The following is a 12,821-nucleotide window of genomic DNA, read 5'->3' as shown; positions in this document are numbered from 1 at the left end:
CCACCAAGGTTGACGCTCATGCAGCGCGCCCGGGGCGCACGCGGCTTTACGCTGGTCGAGGTGATGGTCGTCATGGTCATCATCGGGATCACGCTCGGCCTGGTGTCGCTGAACGCGATCCCGAGCCCGCGCCAGGACTTGCAGAAAGAGGCGCAGCGCATCGCGTTGCTGCTGCAGCTGGCGCGCGACGAAGCCATCGTGCGCAACCGCCTGATCGCCTTCGAAGCCAATAGCGACCGCTATCGCTTCCTGGTGCGCAATGAAACCAGCTGGGACCAGGTCATCAACGATGACTTGCTGCGGGAACGCACTTTCAAGAACGCGCCGATCACCTTGCGGCTCGATCCGCCCGCGCAGACCGGCGGCACCACCAACACCAATATGCGCATCACCTTCGGCCGCGAGCCGGTCGACCGTCCGTTCGTGCTGACCCTCAGCAATGGCGAAGACCAGGTTGCGGTGCGCGCCGATGGCGTCGGCCATTTCGTGGTCGAATAAGCGATGAACATGTTCCGCCTCCCACGCCGTTCGCGCGGCTTTACCCTGCTCGAAGTGCTGGTGGCGCTGGTCATCGTCGGCACCGCGCTGGGCGCCTCGCTGCGCGCGGTCGGCAGCCTGGCCCAGAATAGTTCGGGCCTGCGCGCCGCGATGATGGCGACCTGGTCAGCCGAGAACCGGCTGGTGCAGGTGCGCCTGTCGAAAGATTTCCCGGAGATTGGAAAGCAGTCATTCGAATGCCCGCAAGGCGACCTGCGCCTGATCTGCCAGGAAGAAGTGCTGGCAAGCCCCAACCCGCGCCTGCGCCGGGTCGAGGTCAGCGTCTACGACTCGGATAACCCTGAACGCCGCATCATCAAGCTGGTGCAACTGGTGCTGAGGGAACGATGAAGCGCGCAGCCGGATTTACCCTGATCGAACTACTGGTGGCAATCAGCATCCTCGCCATCGTGGCCGTGCTCGGCTGGCGCGGCCTGGATGGCATCGTGCGCGCCCGCGTCGCCTTGACCGACCAGATGGAAACGACGCGCGGCATGCAACTGGCCTTCGCGCAGATGCAGAGCGATGGCGAACACATCGTCGCCTCGAACGACTTGCAGGGACGCCCGAACCTGACCGCCGATGCCGGCGGCATGACACTGGTGCGTAACTGGCACAGCGAAAACGCGCCGTCGCAATTGCAGGTCATTTCCTACCGCATCATCGATGGCGTCTTGATCCGGCGCGAGTCGGCCGGCACCCGCGACCTGGTGCAACTGGACGTGTTCTGGCAGGCGGCGCTCAGCAACGCCGATACGACACCGCCGGTGATCCTTCAAACCGGCGTGCTGTCGATGCAAGTGGAAACCTGGGATAACAATATGTGGCGCATGGCTGGCGCGCCGCAGCAACAAGCGCAGCCGAGTACGCCGCAGTGGGCCGGCCTCCCCGTAGCCGGCCTGCGCGTGGCCTTGCAGGTGCAGGGCCAGCAGATCCCGATGAGCAAGGCATTCCTGTTGGGGGGCATGTGATGAGGCTGAACAAGCAGCGCGGCGTGGCCGTCATTACCGCCTTACTTTTGTGTACGCTCGCGGTGAGCATTGTCGCAAGCCTGTTCTGGCAGCAGCAGGTGCAGGTGCGTTCGATGGAAAACCAGCGGCTGCAGCTACAAACCAAATGGATCTTGCGCGGGGCGCTCGACTGGGCCCGGCTGGTGTTGCAGACAGCGGGCTCGCAGGGCGATGGCGTCACCTCGCTCAACGATGTCTGGAACACGCCACTGGCTGAAACCCGGCTCGACCAGTATATTGAGCGCGAGCGGATCGAAGGCGAAGTTTTTGATGCGACACTGTCTGGCCGGGTAATTGACGCCGCCTCACGCTACAATCTGCGCTTATTGGCCACTGGACCGCAGCTGGAGTCCGAGCAGATCCGGATTTACGGAAATCTGCTGCGAGTGCTGCAAGTGGATCCATTACTGGCCAAGCGTACCGCGGACTATATGGTTAGCACGCATACGCCGACGCCGGAAGTCGGCAAGACAACGCCTCCGGTCAAGTCGTTGCCGGTGGCGATCAGCCGGGTGGAAGATTTGCTCGCGATCCCAGGCTATACGCCGGAAATCGTTGCCAAGCTACGCGATTTTGTTATCGTGCTGCCTCTTGCGACAGGAACGGCGAACAAGCATGGTGTTAATGTGAACACAGCGTCCGCGGAAGTGTTGGCAGCCGTCATCGGAAACATGTCGCTGTCTGAAGCGCAGTCGCTGGTGGCGGCGCGCAAGACGGCTTACTTCCGCACGTTGCCGGCATTTACGGCGAAGCTCGACAGTATCGGCAAGAAGGCCATCGATCCGAACTCGCTGACGGTAGGCAGCCAGTTTTTCCTGGTGCAGAGCAGAATACGGCTTGATCGGGCGAACCTGGATACCGAGGCGTTGGTCGAACGCCTGGCCGCCTCAACAACGGTGTTAACCATTCGCCAAAACTAGAACGAAAGCGAGACGGTTTGAGTACTTTATATATCCGGCATCCTGCCCGCGGAGAGGGCGAGCATGCCTTGGCCCAGTACGCGCTGGTCGCCGACAGTGGCAAGATCGCGCAGCAGGGCGAGGGCGCCTTGCGCAACATGTCCGACGTCATGGCCTCCAGCCGCAAGGTGGTGGTCATGCTGGCCGCATCCGACGTCACCCTGCTGCAGGTCAAGGTACCGCCGCTGTCGACCGCGCGCCTGAAGGCGGCGCTGCCCGGCCTGGTCGAAGAGCACGTGCTGGGCGACCCATCCGATCTGGTGCTGGTGCCGGCCCCGGTGTCGGCGCCGGACGGCACCCGCACGGTCGCGGTGGTCCAGCGTTCGTGGCTCGAACCGATCGTCAAGCTGCTGCTGGCCCAGGGCGCGCACGGCGTGACCGCCTTGCCCGCCCAGCTGTGCCTGCCGCTGGAGCCGGGAACGGTGTCCGGCGCCATCCGCGGCGGCGAGATCACCTTGCGCTTCGCCCAGTTCCAGGGCCTTGGCCTCGACATGACCGGCGCCGAGCCGATGGTGGCGCTGCAAACCGCGCGCGCGCTGGCGGGCGACGCCCCACTGACCCTGTACGTGGCGCCGGCGCAACTGGGCGAATACCAGGCCATCGCCGCCGAAGCCGGTCCCGGCGTCAGCCTGGTGGCCGATGACTGGTTGCACTGGGTCGACGGCTCCCACACCACCAGCCTCGACCTGGTCCCGGGCCTCGGCTCGGCCGGCTCGCGCGCGGCCGACTGGAAGCGCTGGCGCTGGCCGATCGGGCTGGCGCTGCTGGCCTTCGTGGTCAACATCGCCGGCCTGAACATCGAGTGGCTGCGCATGAAGCGCGAAGCCGAGGCGCTGCGCCAGTCGATGACGACCACCTTCCGCGCCGCCTATCCGAACGAAACCGTGATCCTCGATCCGGCCGCCCAGATGCGCAAGAACATCGCGCTGGCGAAAGCGGCGCAGGGCGAAGTCAGCTCGGACGAGTTCGTCTACCTGGCCGCCGCCTTCGGCGAAGCCATGCGCGGCGCCGGGCGCGAAGCGGCCATCGGCTCGCTGGAGTTCCGCGAACGCGCGCTGAATGTCCGCCTGAAGCCGGAGGCGAACGACCCGGCCCTGGCCAACCAGGTGAAAAGCGCGCTGGCCGCGCGCGGCCTGTCCCTGACCGAAACCGCTGCCGGGGTCTGGCAGATCCGCAGCACTGGAGCACAATCATGAAGGCCATGCAATCGATCGGCCAGTTCAAGGAGCGCCTCGCCGTCTACTGGCTGGCGCGTACCGAGCAGGAACGCAAATACCTGACCGTGGGCGGCGGCGTCGTGTTCGCGGCATTGACCTACATGATCTTCATCGATCCGGCGCTGACTGGCCGCGCCGAACTGCGCCAGAAACTGCCCGAGATGCGCCAGCAGGCCGCCGAACTGCAGGCGATGGCGCTGGAGGCCAGCCAGCTGGCGTCCCGTCCGGTGCCGCAGCCGTCGCCGATGACGCGCGAGTCGCTCTCCGCCAGCCTGGCCACCCGCAGCATCGTCCCGCAGTCGCTGAGCATGACCGGCGAATTCGCGAAGTTGCAGGTTAGTAATGTTTCCTTTGCCAACCTGGTGATGTGGCTCGATGCGCAGCGGCGCGAGAACCGCATCGCGGTACAGGACATGACGGTCACGGCGCAAGGTGCGCCCGGCCAGGTCGATGCCAGTGTGACCTTGCAGCAGGCTACCGGCGCCGGGACACGATGAAGCGCGCCGCGTTGTGGCTGGCGGCCATCGGCCTTGCGGTCGGGGTGACAATATTGCTGTTCTTCCCCGCGACCTGGCTGGGGCCGATCGTTGAGAAGCAGACTGGTGCACGTTTGACTCTGGGGGATGCGCAAGGTACTCTTTGGCGCGGCTCAGCATTCATCGGCGGCGCGCCAGGCGAAGGCGGGGCGGTGACGCCGCTGTTGCCGGGACGTTTCTCGTGGCAGCTGTCGAAAATGGTGCTGCTGGGACGGGTGGAAATGACGCTGGAAAACCCGCAGGCGCTGACGCAGCCGGTATTGATTACGGGCAGCTGGTCGGAATGGCAGGTGAGTCCCGCGGCGATCCGCCTGCCGGCCGCTGGCCTGGCCGGCCTCGGCGCGCCGCTGAATACGCTGGCGCCAAGCGGCATGATGCAGCTGTCGTGGACCACGCTGGCGCTGGCGCGCGCCGGAAATGCCGTGTCCGTCAATGGGCGCACCTTGCTATCGATGCAGGATATGGGTTCGCGCATGTCGCCCATCAAGCCGCTGGGTAGCTACGAGCTTGCGTTCGACTGGCGTGGCCAGCAGGCGCAATTGAATTTGAGAACGGTGCGCGGCGCGCTGCTGTTGTCCGGAACGGGGGCCCTGAACAATGGGCGCCTGCAGTTTTCCGGCCAGGCAGAAGCCGGCCCCGGGTATGAAGACACGCTGGGCAACCTCCTGAACTTGCTGGGCCAACGACGTATGGTGGACGGCAAGAAAATAATCGCGTTAGAGTTCAAATGATGAAAAAACTGTCTGGCAGCACCTTCCAATTCCCGGCACTGCGCCGCATCGCCGCCGGCGCCCTGCTGTGCTGCACGGTCGTCACCAGCGCCGGCCCGGCCTGGGCCCAGACCGAGAACCAGGCCGCGCTCAACTTCGTCGGCGCCGACATCGAATCGGTGATCAAGGCGGTCGGCCACTACACCGGCATGACCTTCGTCATCGACCCGCGCGTCAAGGGCACCTTGACGCTGGTGTCGGAAAAGTCGATCTCGAAGTCGCAGGCCTTTGCGCTGCTGACGTCCGCGCTGCGCCTGCAAGGCTACGCGGTGGTCACCGCCGACGGTTTCGCCAAGGTGGTGCCGGAAGCCGAAGCCAAGCTGCAGGCCTCGCCGACCCAGGTCGGCGTGGGCGGATCGCGCGCGCGCGGCGACCAGATCGCCACCCAGATCTACTACCTCAATTACGAATCGGCGGCCAACCTGACGGCGGTGCTGCGTCCGTTGATTTCGCCGAACAATTCGATCATGGCCAACCCGGGCAACAACAGCCTGGTGGTCACCGACTACGCCGACAACCTGCGCCGCCTGTCCAAGATCATCGCCGCGCTCGACGCGCCGGTGGCGGCGGGCGTCGACGTGATCCCGGTGCGCAACGGCATCGCCAGCGACATGGCGGCGATGGTCAACAAGCTGATGGAACCAGGCCCTGGCGGCGACTCCGGCCGCGTCTCGGTGGTGGCCGACCCGCGCACCAACTCGCTCATTTTGCGGGCGCCGTCGGAAGCGCGCGCGCGCCTGGCGCGCCAGCTGATCGCCAAACTCGATGCGCCGACCTCGCAGGCCGGTAACGTCCACGTGGTCTACCTGAAAAACGCCGACGCCACCAAGCTGGCGCAGACCCTGCGCGCGGTGGTGTCGGGCGACGTCTCGGCGGCATCGCAGCCGGGGCAGGGCACGCAAGGCGGCAGCATTCCTAGCGGCGGCGGCGCTGCCGGCGGCGGCTTCGGCGGCCAGGGGCAGGGCGGCGGCATGATGGGCAACCAGGTCAGTTCGCTCGGTGCGCAGTCGCCCGGCCAGCAGGTCGGCGAAGCCACCGGCGGCGGCGGCGCGGGCTTCATCCAGGCCGACGCCTCGACCAACACCCTGATCATCACCGCGCCGGACGCGGTCTACCGCAACCTGCGCTCGGTGATCGACATGCTCGACGTGCGCCGCGCCCAGGTCTATATCGAATCGCTGATCGTCGAAGTCAATTCGGCCAAGGCCGCCGAATTCGGCGTGCAGTGGCTCGGCTTGTCCGGCAACGAGAACAGCAGCTACCGGGTGGGCGGCCTGCAGGGCTTCACCAGCGGCGCCAATAACATCGGCACGATCGCCGCCGGCGCCCTGGCCAACCCGCCGGCGCTGCCGTCCGCGAAAGGCCTGACCATCGGCCTGTTCAAACAGATCAATGGCCAGCTTGGCCTGGGCGCGCTGGCGCATGCGCTCGAAACCGACGGCAACGCCAACATCCTGTCGACGCCGAACATGCTCACGCTCGACAACGAGCTGTCGACCATCAAGGTCGGACAGAACGTGCCGATCATCAGCGGCCAGTTCACCACCCCGGCCAGCGGCACCGCCAGCAACCCGTTCCAGACCATCGACCGGCGCGACGTCGGCATCACCCTCAAGGTGCGTCCGCAGATTTCCGAAGGCGGCACCATCAAGATGGCGATCTACAGCGAGAACTCGAACGTCGATCCGACCAGCCTTGCCGCCACCTCGGGCGTGACGACCAACATCCGCATCATCGAAAACAACGTGATCGCCGACGACGGCCAGATCATCGTGCTCGGTGGCCTGATCAAGGACGACACCAGCGACAGCGAAGAAAAAGTGCGCGGGCTGGGCGACATTCCGGTGCTGGGCAACCTGTTCAAGTACCGCAGCCGCCAGCGCACCAAGACCAACCTGATGATCTTCCTGCGCCCGGTCATCGTGCGCAGCAAGGAAGACAGCAACGTCATCGCCACCGACCGCTACGACTTCATGCGCTCGGCCGGCGTGCGTTCGCAGCCGGAAACCGGCTCGGTGGTGCTGCCCGACTATGGCACCCCGGTGCTGCCGGCGCTGGTCAAGGGCCAGCCGCCGCTGGGCGGCGCGATGGCGCCGGTGCCGGTGCGTCCGCCCGCGGCGCTGGTGCCGGTCCAGCCGCGCAGCACCCTCGCGCCAGTCGAACCGGATGCAAGCAAGTACCGCCCTGTGCAGAAATAGAGAACCGCGATGAACAATCTTTTGCCTTACGCTTTTGCCCGCGACTTTGGCGTGCTCGCGCGTACGGATGGCGATAACGACAACCCGGTCGAGGTCTGGATCTCCGGCGCGACCGCGCCGGCGGCGATCGCCGAGGTATCGCGCCGCTTCGGCCGCATCGCGCTGCGCTCGATGCCGCGCGCCGAACTGGAAGCGGCGATCGCCGGCGCTTACGCCAGCGCCGGCGGCGACGCTTCGCAGGTGGCCGACGAATTCGACGCCGACCTCGACCTCACCAAGCTGCTGCAGGACGTGCCGGCCATCGAAGACCTGCTCGAATCGTCCGACGACGCGCCGGTGATCCGCATGATCAATGCGCTGCTGACGCAGTCGCTGCGCGAAGGCGCCTCCGACATCCACATCGAGCCGTTCGAGCAGACCTCGGTGGTGCGCTTCCGGATCGACGGCGCGCTGCGCGACATCGTCCGCCCGCGCAAGGGCATCCATGCCTCGCTGATCTCGCGTATCAAGATCATGGCCCAGCTCGACATCGCCGAAAAACGCCTGCCGCAGGATGGCCGCATCACCTTGCGCGTCGGCGGCAAGCCGGTCGACGTGCGCGTCTCGACCCTGCCGACCGGGCACGGCGAACGCGCGGTGCTGCGACTGCTGGACAAGGAAGCCGGCCGCCTCGACCTGTCGCACCTGGGCATGAGCCCGGACCTGCTGCCGCAGTTCGATACCCTGATCAAGCAGCCGCACGGCATCGTGCTGGTGACCGGCCCGACCGGTTCCGGTAAAACCACCACCTTGTACGCGGCGCTGTCGCGCCTGAACGCCAGCACCACCAATATCCTGACCGTCGAAGACCCGATCGAGTACGACCTGATCGGCGTCGGCCAGACCCAGGTCAACGCCCGCATCGACATGAGCTTCGCCAAGGCCCTGCGCGCGATTTTGCGCCAGGACCCGGACGTGATCATGATCGGCGAGATCCGCGACCTGGAAACGGCGCAGATCGCGGTGCAGGCATCCCTGACCGGCCACCTGGTGCTGGCGACCCTGCACACCAACGATTCGGCAGCCGCCGTGACCCGCCTGCTCGACATGGGCATCGAGCCCTTCCTGCTGTCGTCGTCGCTGCTGGGCGTGATGGCGCAGCGCCTGGTGCGCAAGCTGTGCGTGCACTGCAAGGAGCCCGACGGCCAGTTCTACAAGGCGGTCGGCTGCGACAAGTGCGGCCAGACCGGCTACCAGGGCCGGGTCGGCGTCTACGAGCTGCTCGAGACCACCGACGAAATCCGCGCCCAGATCCACAACCGCGCGTCGGAGGCGGACATCAAGAACGCCGCCCAGCGCAGCGGCATGAAGACCATGCGCGAAGACGGCGAACGCTGGCTGCGCGACGGCACCACGACGCAGGCCGAACTGCTGCGCGTGACCAAGGACTAGGCCGACAACGATGCCAGCATTCCGCTACGAAGCCGTCGACGACGCCGGCGCCACCCGCAAGGGCGTGGTCAACGCCGACAGCCCGCGCTCGGCGCGCGCCGACCTGCGCCTGCAGGGCCTGACGCCGCTCAGCGTCGAAGCCATCACCGCGCAGCTGGACGCGGCCGGCGTGGCGAAAAGCCGCGGCATCGGCGAAAAGCTGTCGCAGGTCGAGCTGGCGCTGTTTACCCGCCAGCTGGCCAGCCTGCTGGAAGCGGGCCTGCCGCTCGAGCAGGCGTTTACCGCCTTGCTGGAACAGGCCGAACGCCCGTACGTGCGCGACCTGATCGCCTCGATCCGTTCCGAAGTCATGGGCGGGGCGCCGTTCTCCGACGCGCTGTCGCGCCATCCGCGCGACTTCGCCGAAATCTACCGCGCGCTGGTCGCCTCGGGCGAGCAGATCGGCCACCTGGCGCGGGTGCTGTCGCGCCTGGCCGACTATATCGAACGGCGCAACGCGCTGGTGCAGAAGGTGCGCCTGGCGTTCCTGTATCCGGCCATCGTCACCGTGCTGGCGTTCGCCATCGTCATCTTCCTGCTGACCTATGTGGTGCCGCAGATCGTGTCGGTGTTTGCCAACACCAAGCAAAAACTGCCGCTGCTGACGACAATGATGCTGGCGGTGTCGAACTTTGTGCGCGGTTATGGGATCTATGTTGCTGTGGGCTTGATCGGCGCGTTCTTCATGTGGCGCCGGGCACTGCAGAATCCGGACCTGAAGCGGCGCTGGCATACCTGGCTGCTGACCGCGCCAATTTATGGCAAGTTCGAGCGCAGCCTGAACACCGCGCGTTTCGCCAGTACGCTGGCGATCACCACCGGTTCGGGCGTACCGATTCTGCACGCGCTCGACACCAGCCGCGACACGCTGTCGAACGTCGCCATGAAGGAGCTGGTCGAGCAGGCCAGCGCCAGCGTGCGCGAAGGCGTCGGGCTGGCGCGCGCGCTGTCGGCGCAAAAGCATTTCCCGCCCATGCTGATCCACATGATCCGCGCGGGCGAAATCACCGGCGAACTGCCGGCCATGCTGGACCGCGCCGCGCTGTCGCAGCAGGCCGATGTCGAGCGGCGCACGCTGACCATCGCCGGCCTGCTGGAGCCGCTGCTGATCGTCGCGATGGGTATCGTGGTGCTGCTGATCGTGCTCGCGGTGCTGATGCCGATCATTGAAATCAACCAGCTGGTGCGGTAACGAAGGAATCTGATGAAGCGCATGCCTTTACTTTTAACCCTGCTCGCCCTCGTGGCCCTGTCGGCCTCGATCGCGTACTGGGTGCTGCAGCTGTACAAGCCGGACCAGCGCCCGCTGGCCGCGGTGCCGGTGGCCGCGCTGCCCGAGCCGGCGGTGGACGCCGCCGCCACCCTGTTCGGCGGCCAGGCGATGACGGCGGTGGTATCGAATTACCAGCTGACCGGCGTGGTCGCCGCTGGCCGCAACAGCGTGGCGATCCTGGTGGCCGATGGCCAGCCGGCCAAGGCCTTCCCGATCGGGAAAGAGCTCTCCGCCGGGGTGGTGGTCAAGGAAGTGCATCCGCGCTACGTGATGCTGTCGGAAGGCGGTGTGCTCAAGCGGATCGACCTGGCGGTCGACGCGCGCCCGGCCAGCGAGATGGCGGCGCCGCTGCCGATGGATGCGCCGGCGCCGCCGGCCTACCCGCAGCAGGGACAGCCGATGCCCCAGCAGCAGCAGATGCCGGCGCAGCCGCGCCCGATGCCGCAGTCGGCCGCGCCGGGCGAACAGCAGCAGGAACTAGACGAACAGAACGAGCCGCCGCAAGGGCCGGACCAGGAGCCGCCGCCGCCGGTGCCGATGGCGCGCCCGGTGGATGGGGTAACGACACCGCCGCCGCCCGCGCCACCGGTGCAGATGCCGCCGGCAACCCGCAATATCGGCGCGCCGCCGGTCACGCAGTAAGCCGGCGCGGACTTTACTCGTCGTCGGGTTTCAGCCTGGCTTTGGCCAGCGCGCGCTTGTCGGCCTGGCGCTGCGCCGATTTGCTCTTGATGTGGGCGCCCGCCGCGCGCTGCTTGGCCAGCACGGCGAGCGGGTTGCGCGGTTTGCCGAAGGTTTGCGAAGGTTCCAGGCGCAGCCGCATCTTCTGCCGCGTCGCCAATGCCTTGTTCGCCATGCCGCGCTCCCGGTCCCGGACGATTACAACACGTAGCGCGACAGGTCTTCGTCCTCGGCCAGCTTGTCGAGCCGCGCGTTGACGTAGCCCGCGTCGATGACCAGGACCTGCCCGCCGCTGTCGCTGGCGGTAAAGGAAATTTCTTCCAGCAACTTTTCCATGACGGTGTACAGGCGGCGCGCGCCGATGTTTTCGGTGCGCTCGTTAACCGAGTACGCAATCTCGGCCAGCCGCGTGATGCCGTCCGCCGCGAACTCGAGCTTGACGCCTTCGGTCGCCAGCAGCGCTTCGTACTGCGTCGTCAGGCAGGCGTCGGTGCTGGTCAGGATGCACTCGAAATCGGCGATCGACAGCGACTCGAGCTCGACCCGGATCGGGAAGCGGCCCTGCAGCTCGGGGATCAGGTCGGACGGCTTGGCAAGATGGAAGGCGCCCGACGCGATGAACAGGATGTGGTCGGTGCGGATCATGCCGTACTTGGTATTGACGGTGGTTCCTTCGACCAGCGGCAGCAGGTCGCGCTGCACGCCGGCGCGCGAGACGTCGGCGCCGCCGGCTTCCGAGCGCGAGGCGATCTTGTCGATCTCGTCGAGGAACACGATGCCGTTCTGCTCGACATTGGCGATCGCCTTCTGCTTCATCTCGTCTTCGTTGATCAGCTTGGCCGCTTCTTCCTCGGCCAGCAGCTTCATCGCTTCGGCGATCTTGACCTTGCGCGGCTTCTTGCGTGCCGCCCCCATGCCCGAGAACATCGTCTTGATCTGCTCGGTCATTTCTTCCATGCCCGGCGGCGCCATGATTTCCATCTGCGGCGCCGCTTCGGCCACCTCGACCTCGATTTCGCGGTCGTCCAGCGCACCTTCGCGCAGGCGCTTGCGGAAGGTCTGGCGCGTGTTGTCGCCTTCCCTCGGCTCGCTGCTGGCGGCGCCGGCGTTGAAGCCGAAGTCGCGCGGCGGCGGCACCAGGATGTCGAGCACGCGGTCTTCGGCAGCTTCCTCGGCGCGCTGGCGCACTTTTTTCATTTCGCTGGCGCGGGTCTGCTTGACGCCGATGTCGATCAGGTCGCGGATGATGGTGTCGACATCGCGCCCGACATAGCCGACCTCGGTGAACTTGGTCGCTTCGATCTTGATGAACGGCGCTTCGGCCAGGCGCGCCAGGCGGCGCGCGATTTCGGTTTTACCGACGCCGGTCGGGCCGATCATCAGGATGTTCTTCGGCGTGATCTCGTGGCGCAGCGGCTCGTCGACCTGCTGGCGGCGCCAGCGGTTGCGCAGCGCGATCGCGACAGCGCGCTTGGCCTTGCCCTGGCCGACCACGTGCTTGTCCAGTTCCGAGACGATTTCGGGGGGCGTCATGTTCATGATTGAATTAGGCACGATGGTTAGTCCAGGCTTTCCACGATGTGGTTCAGATTAGTGTAAATGCACAGCTGGCCGGCGATGGTCAGCGACTTGTGCACGATCTCGGCAGGCGACAGGTCGGTGTTCTCCTGCAGCGCCTTGGCGGCGGACTGGGCGTAGGTGCCGCCCGAGCCGATCGCGCCGACGCCGTCTTCCGGCTCGAGCACGTCGCCGTTACCCGTGATGACCAGGGTCGACTCGGCGTCCGCCACCAGCAGCATTGCCTCGAGGCGGCGCAGCACGCGGTCGGTGCGCCAGTCCTTGGCCAGTTCGACCGAGGCGCGCAGCAGGTTGCCCTGGTGCTTTTCGAGCTTGCCTTCGAAGCGGTCGAGCAAGGTGAAGGCGTCGGCGGTGCCGCCGGCGAAACCGCACAGGACCTTGCCCTGATACAGCTTGCGCACCTTGCGGGCCGTGCCCTTCATGATGATATTGCCGAGAGTCACCTGGCCATCGCCGCCGAGGGCAACTTGCTTGCCGCGCCGTACGCACAGGATGGTGGTGCCGTGATATTGTTCCATGTCAGCCTCTGAGTTATCTAGCCAACAAGAAGTGGGGATGCTCGGGCAAATTGCAAGATAGGGATAGGCCGTTC

Annotated in this window: 14 protein-coding genes; 11 read left to right on the top strand and 3 right to left on the bottom strand. The window is 66.1% G+C overall.

What is annotated here, in order from left to right:
* The first annotated feature begins 18 nt into the window (after nucleotides 1-18).
* Genes gspH through I4X03_RS01975 form a run of 11 tightly spaced genes read left to right on the top strand, consistent with a single transcriptional unit; the run spans nucleotide 19 to nucleotide 10,612 of the window.
* Nucleotides 19-498, top strand: coding sequence for a type II secretion system minor pseudopilin GspH (gspH, locus tag I4X03_RS02025; protein ID WP_223464865.1), 480 nt, complete (start codon nucleotides 19-21; stop codon nucleotides 496-498).
* A 3-nt stretch (nucleotides 499-501) separates the two neighbouring features.
* Nucleotides 502-888 (top strand): type II secretion system minor pseudopilin GspI, encoded by a 387-nt coding sequence (gene gspI / locus I4X03_RS02020; protein WP_223464861.1) that lies wholly within the window; start codon nucleotides 502-504, stop codon nucleotides 886-888.
* The gene (locus I4X03_RS02015; protein WP_223464855.1) at nucleotides 885-1,508 is read left to right on the top strand and encodes a prepilin-type N-terminal cleavage/methylation domain-containing protein; all 624 of its coding nucleotides are present in this window, start codon (nucleotides 885-887) and stop codon (nucleotides 1,506-1,508) included. Before gspI ends, I4X03_RS02015 begins: the two co-directional genes overlap by 4 nt.
* A complete protein-coding gene (gene gspK, locus I4X03_RS02010) occupies nucleotides 1,508-2,467 on the top strand; it encodes a type II secretion system minor pseudopilin GspK (protein WP_223464854.1) in 960 nt (319 codons plus the stop codon). Before I4X03_RS02015 ends, gspK begins: the two co-directional genes overlap by 1 nt.
* Nucleotides 2,468-2,484: 17 nt before the next feature.
* Nucleotides 2,485-3,702: a type II secretion system protein GspL gene (gene gspL / locus I4X03_RS02005; protein ID WP_223464850.1), complete on the top strand. Its 1,218-nt coding sequence runs from the start codon at nucleotides 2,485-2,487 to the stop codon at nucleotides 3,700-3,702.
* A complete protein-coding gene (locus tag I4X03_RS02000) occupies nucleotides 3,699-4,220 on the top strand; it encodes a type II secretion system protein M (protein ID WP_223464848.1) in 522 nt (173 codons plus the stop codon). Before gspL ends, I4X03_RS02000 begins: the two co-directional genes overlap by 4 nt.
* Nucleotides 4,217-4,990 (top strand): type II secretion system protein N, encoded by a 774-nt coding sequence (gene gspN / locus I4X03_RS01995; RefSeq protein WP_223464846.1) that lies wholly within the window; start codon nucleotides 4,217-4,219, stop codon nucleotides 4,988-4,990. Before I4X03_RS02000 ends, gspN begins: the two co-directional genes overlap by 4 nt.
* Nucleotides 4,990-7,227, top strand: a complete 2,238-nt coding sequence (gspD, locus tag I4X03_RS01990; RefSeq protein WP_223466211.1) for a type II secretion system secretin GspD — start codon at nucleotides 4,990-4,992, stop codon at nucleotides 7,225-7,227. The genes gspN and gspD overlap by 1 nt, the downstream gene beginning before the upstream one ends.
* A 9-nt stretch (nucleotides 7,228-7,236) precedes the next feature.
* A complete protein-coding gene (gene gspE, locus I4X03_RS01985) occupies nucleotides 7,237-8,658 on the top strand; it encodes a type II secretion system ATPase GspE (protein ID WP_223464844.1) in 1,422 nt (473 codons plus the stop codon).
* A gap of 10 nt (nucleotides 8,659-8,668) precedes the next feature.
* Nucleotides 8,669-9,889, top strand: coding sequence for a type II secretion system inner membrane protein GspF (gene gspF / locus I4X03_RS01980; protein WP_223464839.1), 1,221 nt, complete (start codon nucleotides 8,669-8,671; stop codon nucleotides 9,887-9,889).
* Nucleotides 9,890-9,910: 21 nt separating this feature from the next.
* Complete coding sequence (locus I4X03_RS01975; RefSeq protein ID WP_223464828.1) at nucleotides 9,911-10,612, top strand: type II secretion system protein N; 702 nt, start codon at nucleotides 9,911-9,913, stop codon at nucleotides 10,610-10,612.
* A 13-nt stretch (nucleotides 10,613-10,625) separates the two neighbouring features.
* Here I4X03_RS01975 and I4X03_RS01970 read toward each other — a convergent pair whose 3' ends face one another.
* The 3 genes from I4X03_RS01970 to hslV are packed head-to-tail and all read right to left on the bottom strand — an operon-like array spanning nucleotide 10,626 to nucleotide 12,747.
* A complete protein-coding gene (locus I4X03_RS01970; protein WP_223464826.1) occupies nucleotides 10,626-10,826 on the bottom strand; it encodes a hypothetical protein in 201 nt (66 codons plus the stop codon).
* Between the two features lie 23 nt (nucleotides 10,827-10,849).
* Nucleotides 10,850-12,190, bottom strand: coding sequence for an ATP-dependent protease ATPase subunit HslU (gene hslU, locus I4X03_RS01965; RefSeq protein WP_223466203.1), 1,341 nt, complete (start codon nucleotides 12,188-12,190; stop codon nucleotides 10,850-10,852).
* Between the two features lie 20 nt (nucleotides 12,191-12,210).
* Nucleotides 12,211-12,747, bottom strand: a complete 537-nt coding sequence (gene hslV, locus I4X03_RS01960) for an ATP-dependent protease subunit HslV (protein ID WP_223464820.1) — start codon at nucleotides 12,745-12,747, stop codon at nucleotides 12,211-12,213.
* Nucleotides 12,748-12,821: the final 74 nt, after the last annotated feature.

The sequence above is a fragment of the Massilia soli genome (assembly GCF_016809835.1).
In the GTDB taxonomy this organism is placed as follows: domain Bacteria; phylum Pseudomonadota; class Gammaproteobacteria; order Burkholderiales; family Burkholderiaceae_D; genus Telluria_A; species Telluria_A soli.
Note: the sequence above shows the minus strand (reverse complement) of the source record. Positions and strands in the feature narration are given on the sequence as shown.

Coding starts and splice junctions, on each gene's coding strand:
- gspH (WP_223464865.1), top strand. CDS start 19: ATGCAGCGCGCCCGGGGCGCACGCGGCTTTACGCTGGTCGAGGTGATG.
- gspI (WP_223464861.1), top strand. CDS start 502: ATGAACATGTTCCGCCTCCCACGCCGTTCGCGCGGCTTTACCCTGCTC.
- I4X03_RS02015 (WP_223464855.1), top strand. CDS start 885: ATGAAGCGCGCAGCCGGATTTACCCTGATCGAACTACTGGTGGCAATC.
- gspK (WP_223464854.1), top strand. CDS start 1,508: ATGAGGCTGAACAAGCAGCGCGGCGTGGCCGTCATTACCGCCTTACTT.
- I4X03_RS02000 (WP_223464848.1), top strand. CDS start 3,699: ATGAAGGCCATGCAATCGATCGGCCAGTTCAAGGAGCGCCTCGCCGTC.
- gspN (WP_223464846.1), top strand. CDS start 4,217: ATGAAGCGCGCCGCGTTGTGGCTGGCGGCCATCGGCCTTGCGGTCGGG.
- gspD (WP_223466211.1), top strand. CDS start 4,990: ATGAAAAAACTGTCTGGCAGCACCTTCCAATTCCCGGCACTGCGCCGC.
- gspE (WP_223464844.1), top strand. CDS start 7,237: ATGAACAATCTTTTGCCTTACGCTTTTGCCCGCGACTTTGGCGTGCTC.
- gspF (WP_223464839.1), top strand. CDS start 8,669: ATGCCAGCATTCCGCTACGAAGCCGTCGACGACGCCGGCGCCACCCGC.
- I4X03_RS01975 (WP_223464828.1), top strand. CDS start 9,911: ATGCCTTTACTTTTAACCCTGCTCGCCCTCGTGGCCCTGTCGGCCTCG.
- I4X03_RS01970 (WP_223464826.1), bottom strand. CDS start 10,826: ATGGCGAACAAGGCATTGGCGACGCGGCAGAAGATGCGGCTGCGCCTG.
- hslU (WP_223466203.1), bottom strand. CDS start 12,190: ATGAACATGACGCCCCCCGAAATCGTCTCGGAACTGGACAAGCACGTG.
- hslV (WP_223464820.1), bottom strand. CDS start 12,747: ATGGAACAATATCACGGCACCACCATCCTGTGCGTACGGCGCGGCAAG.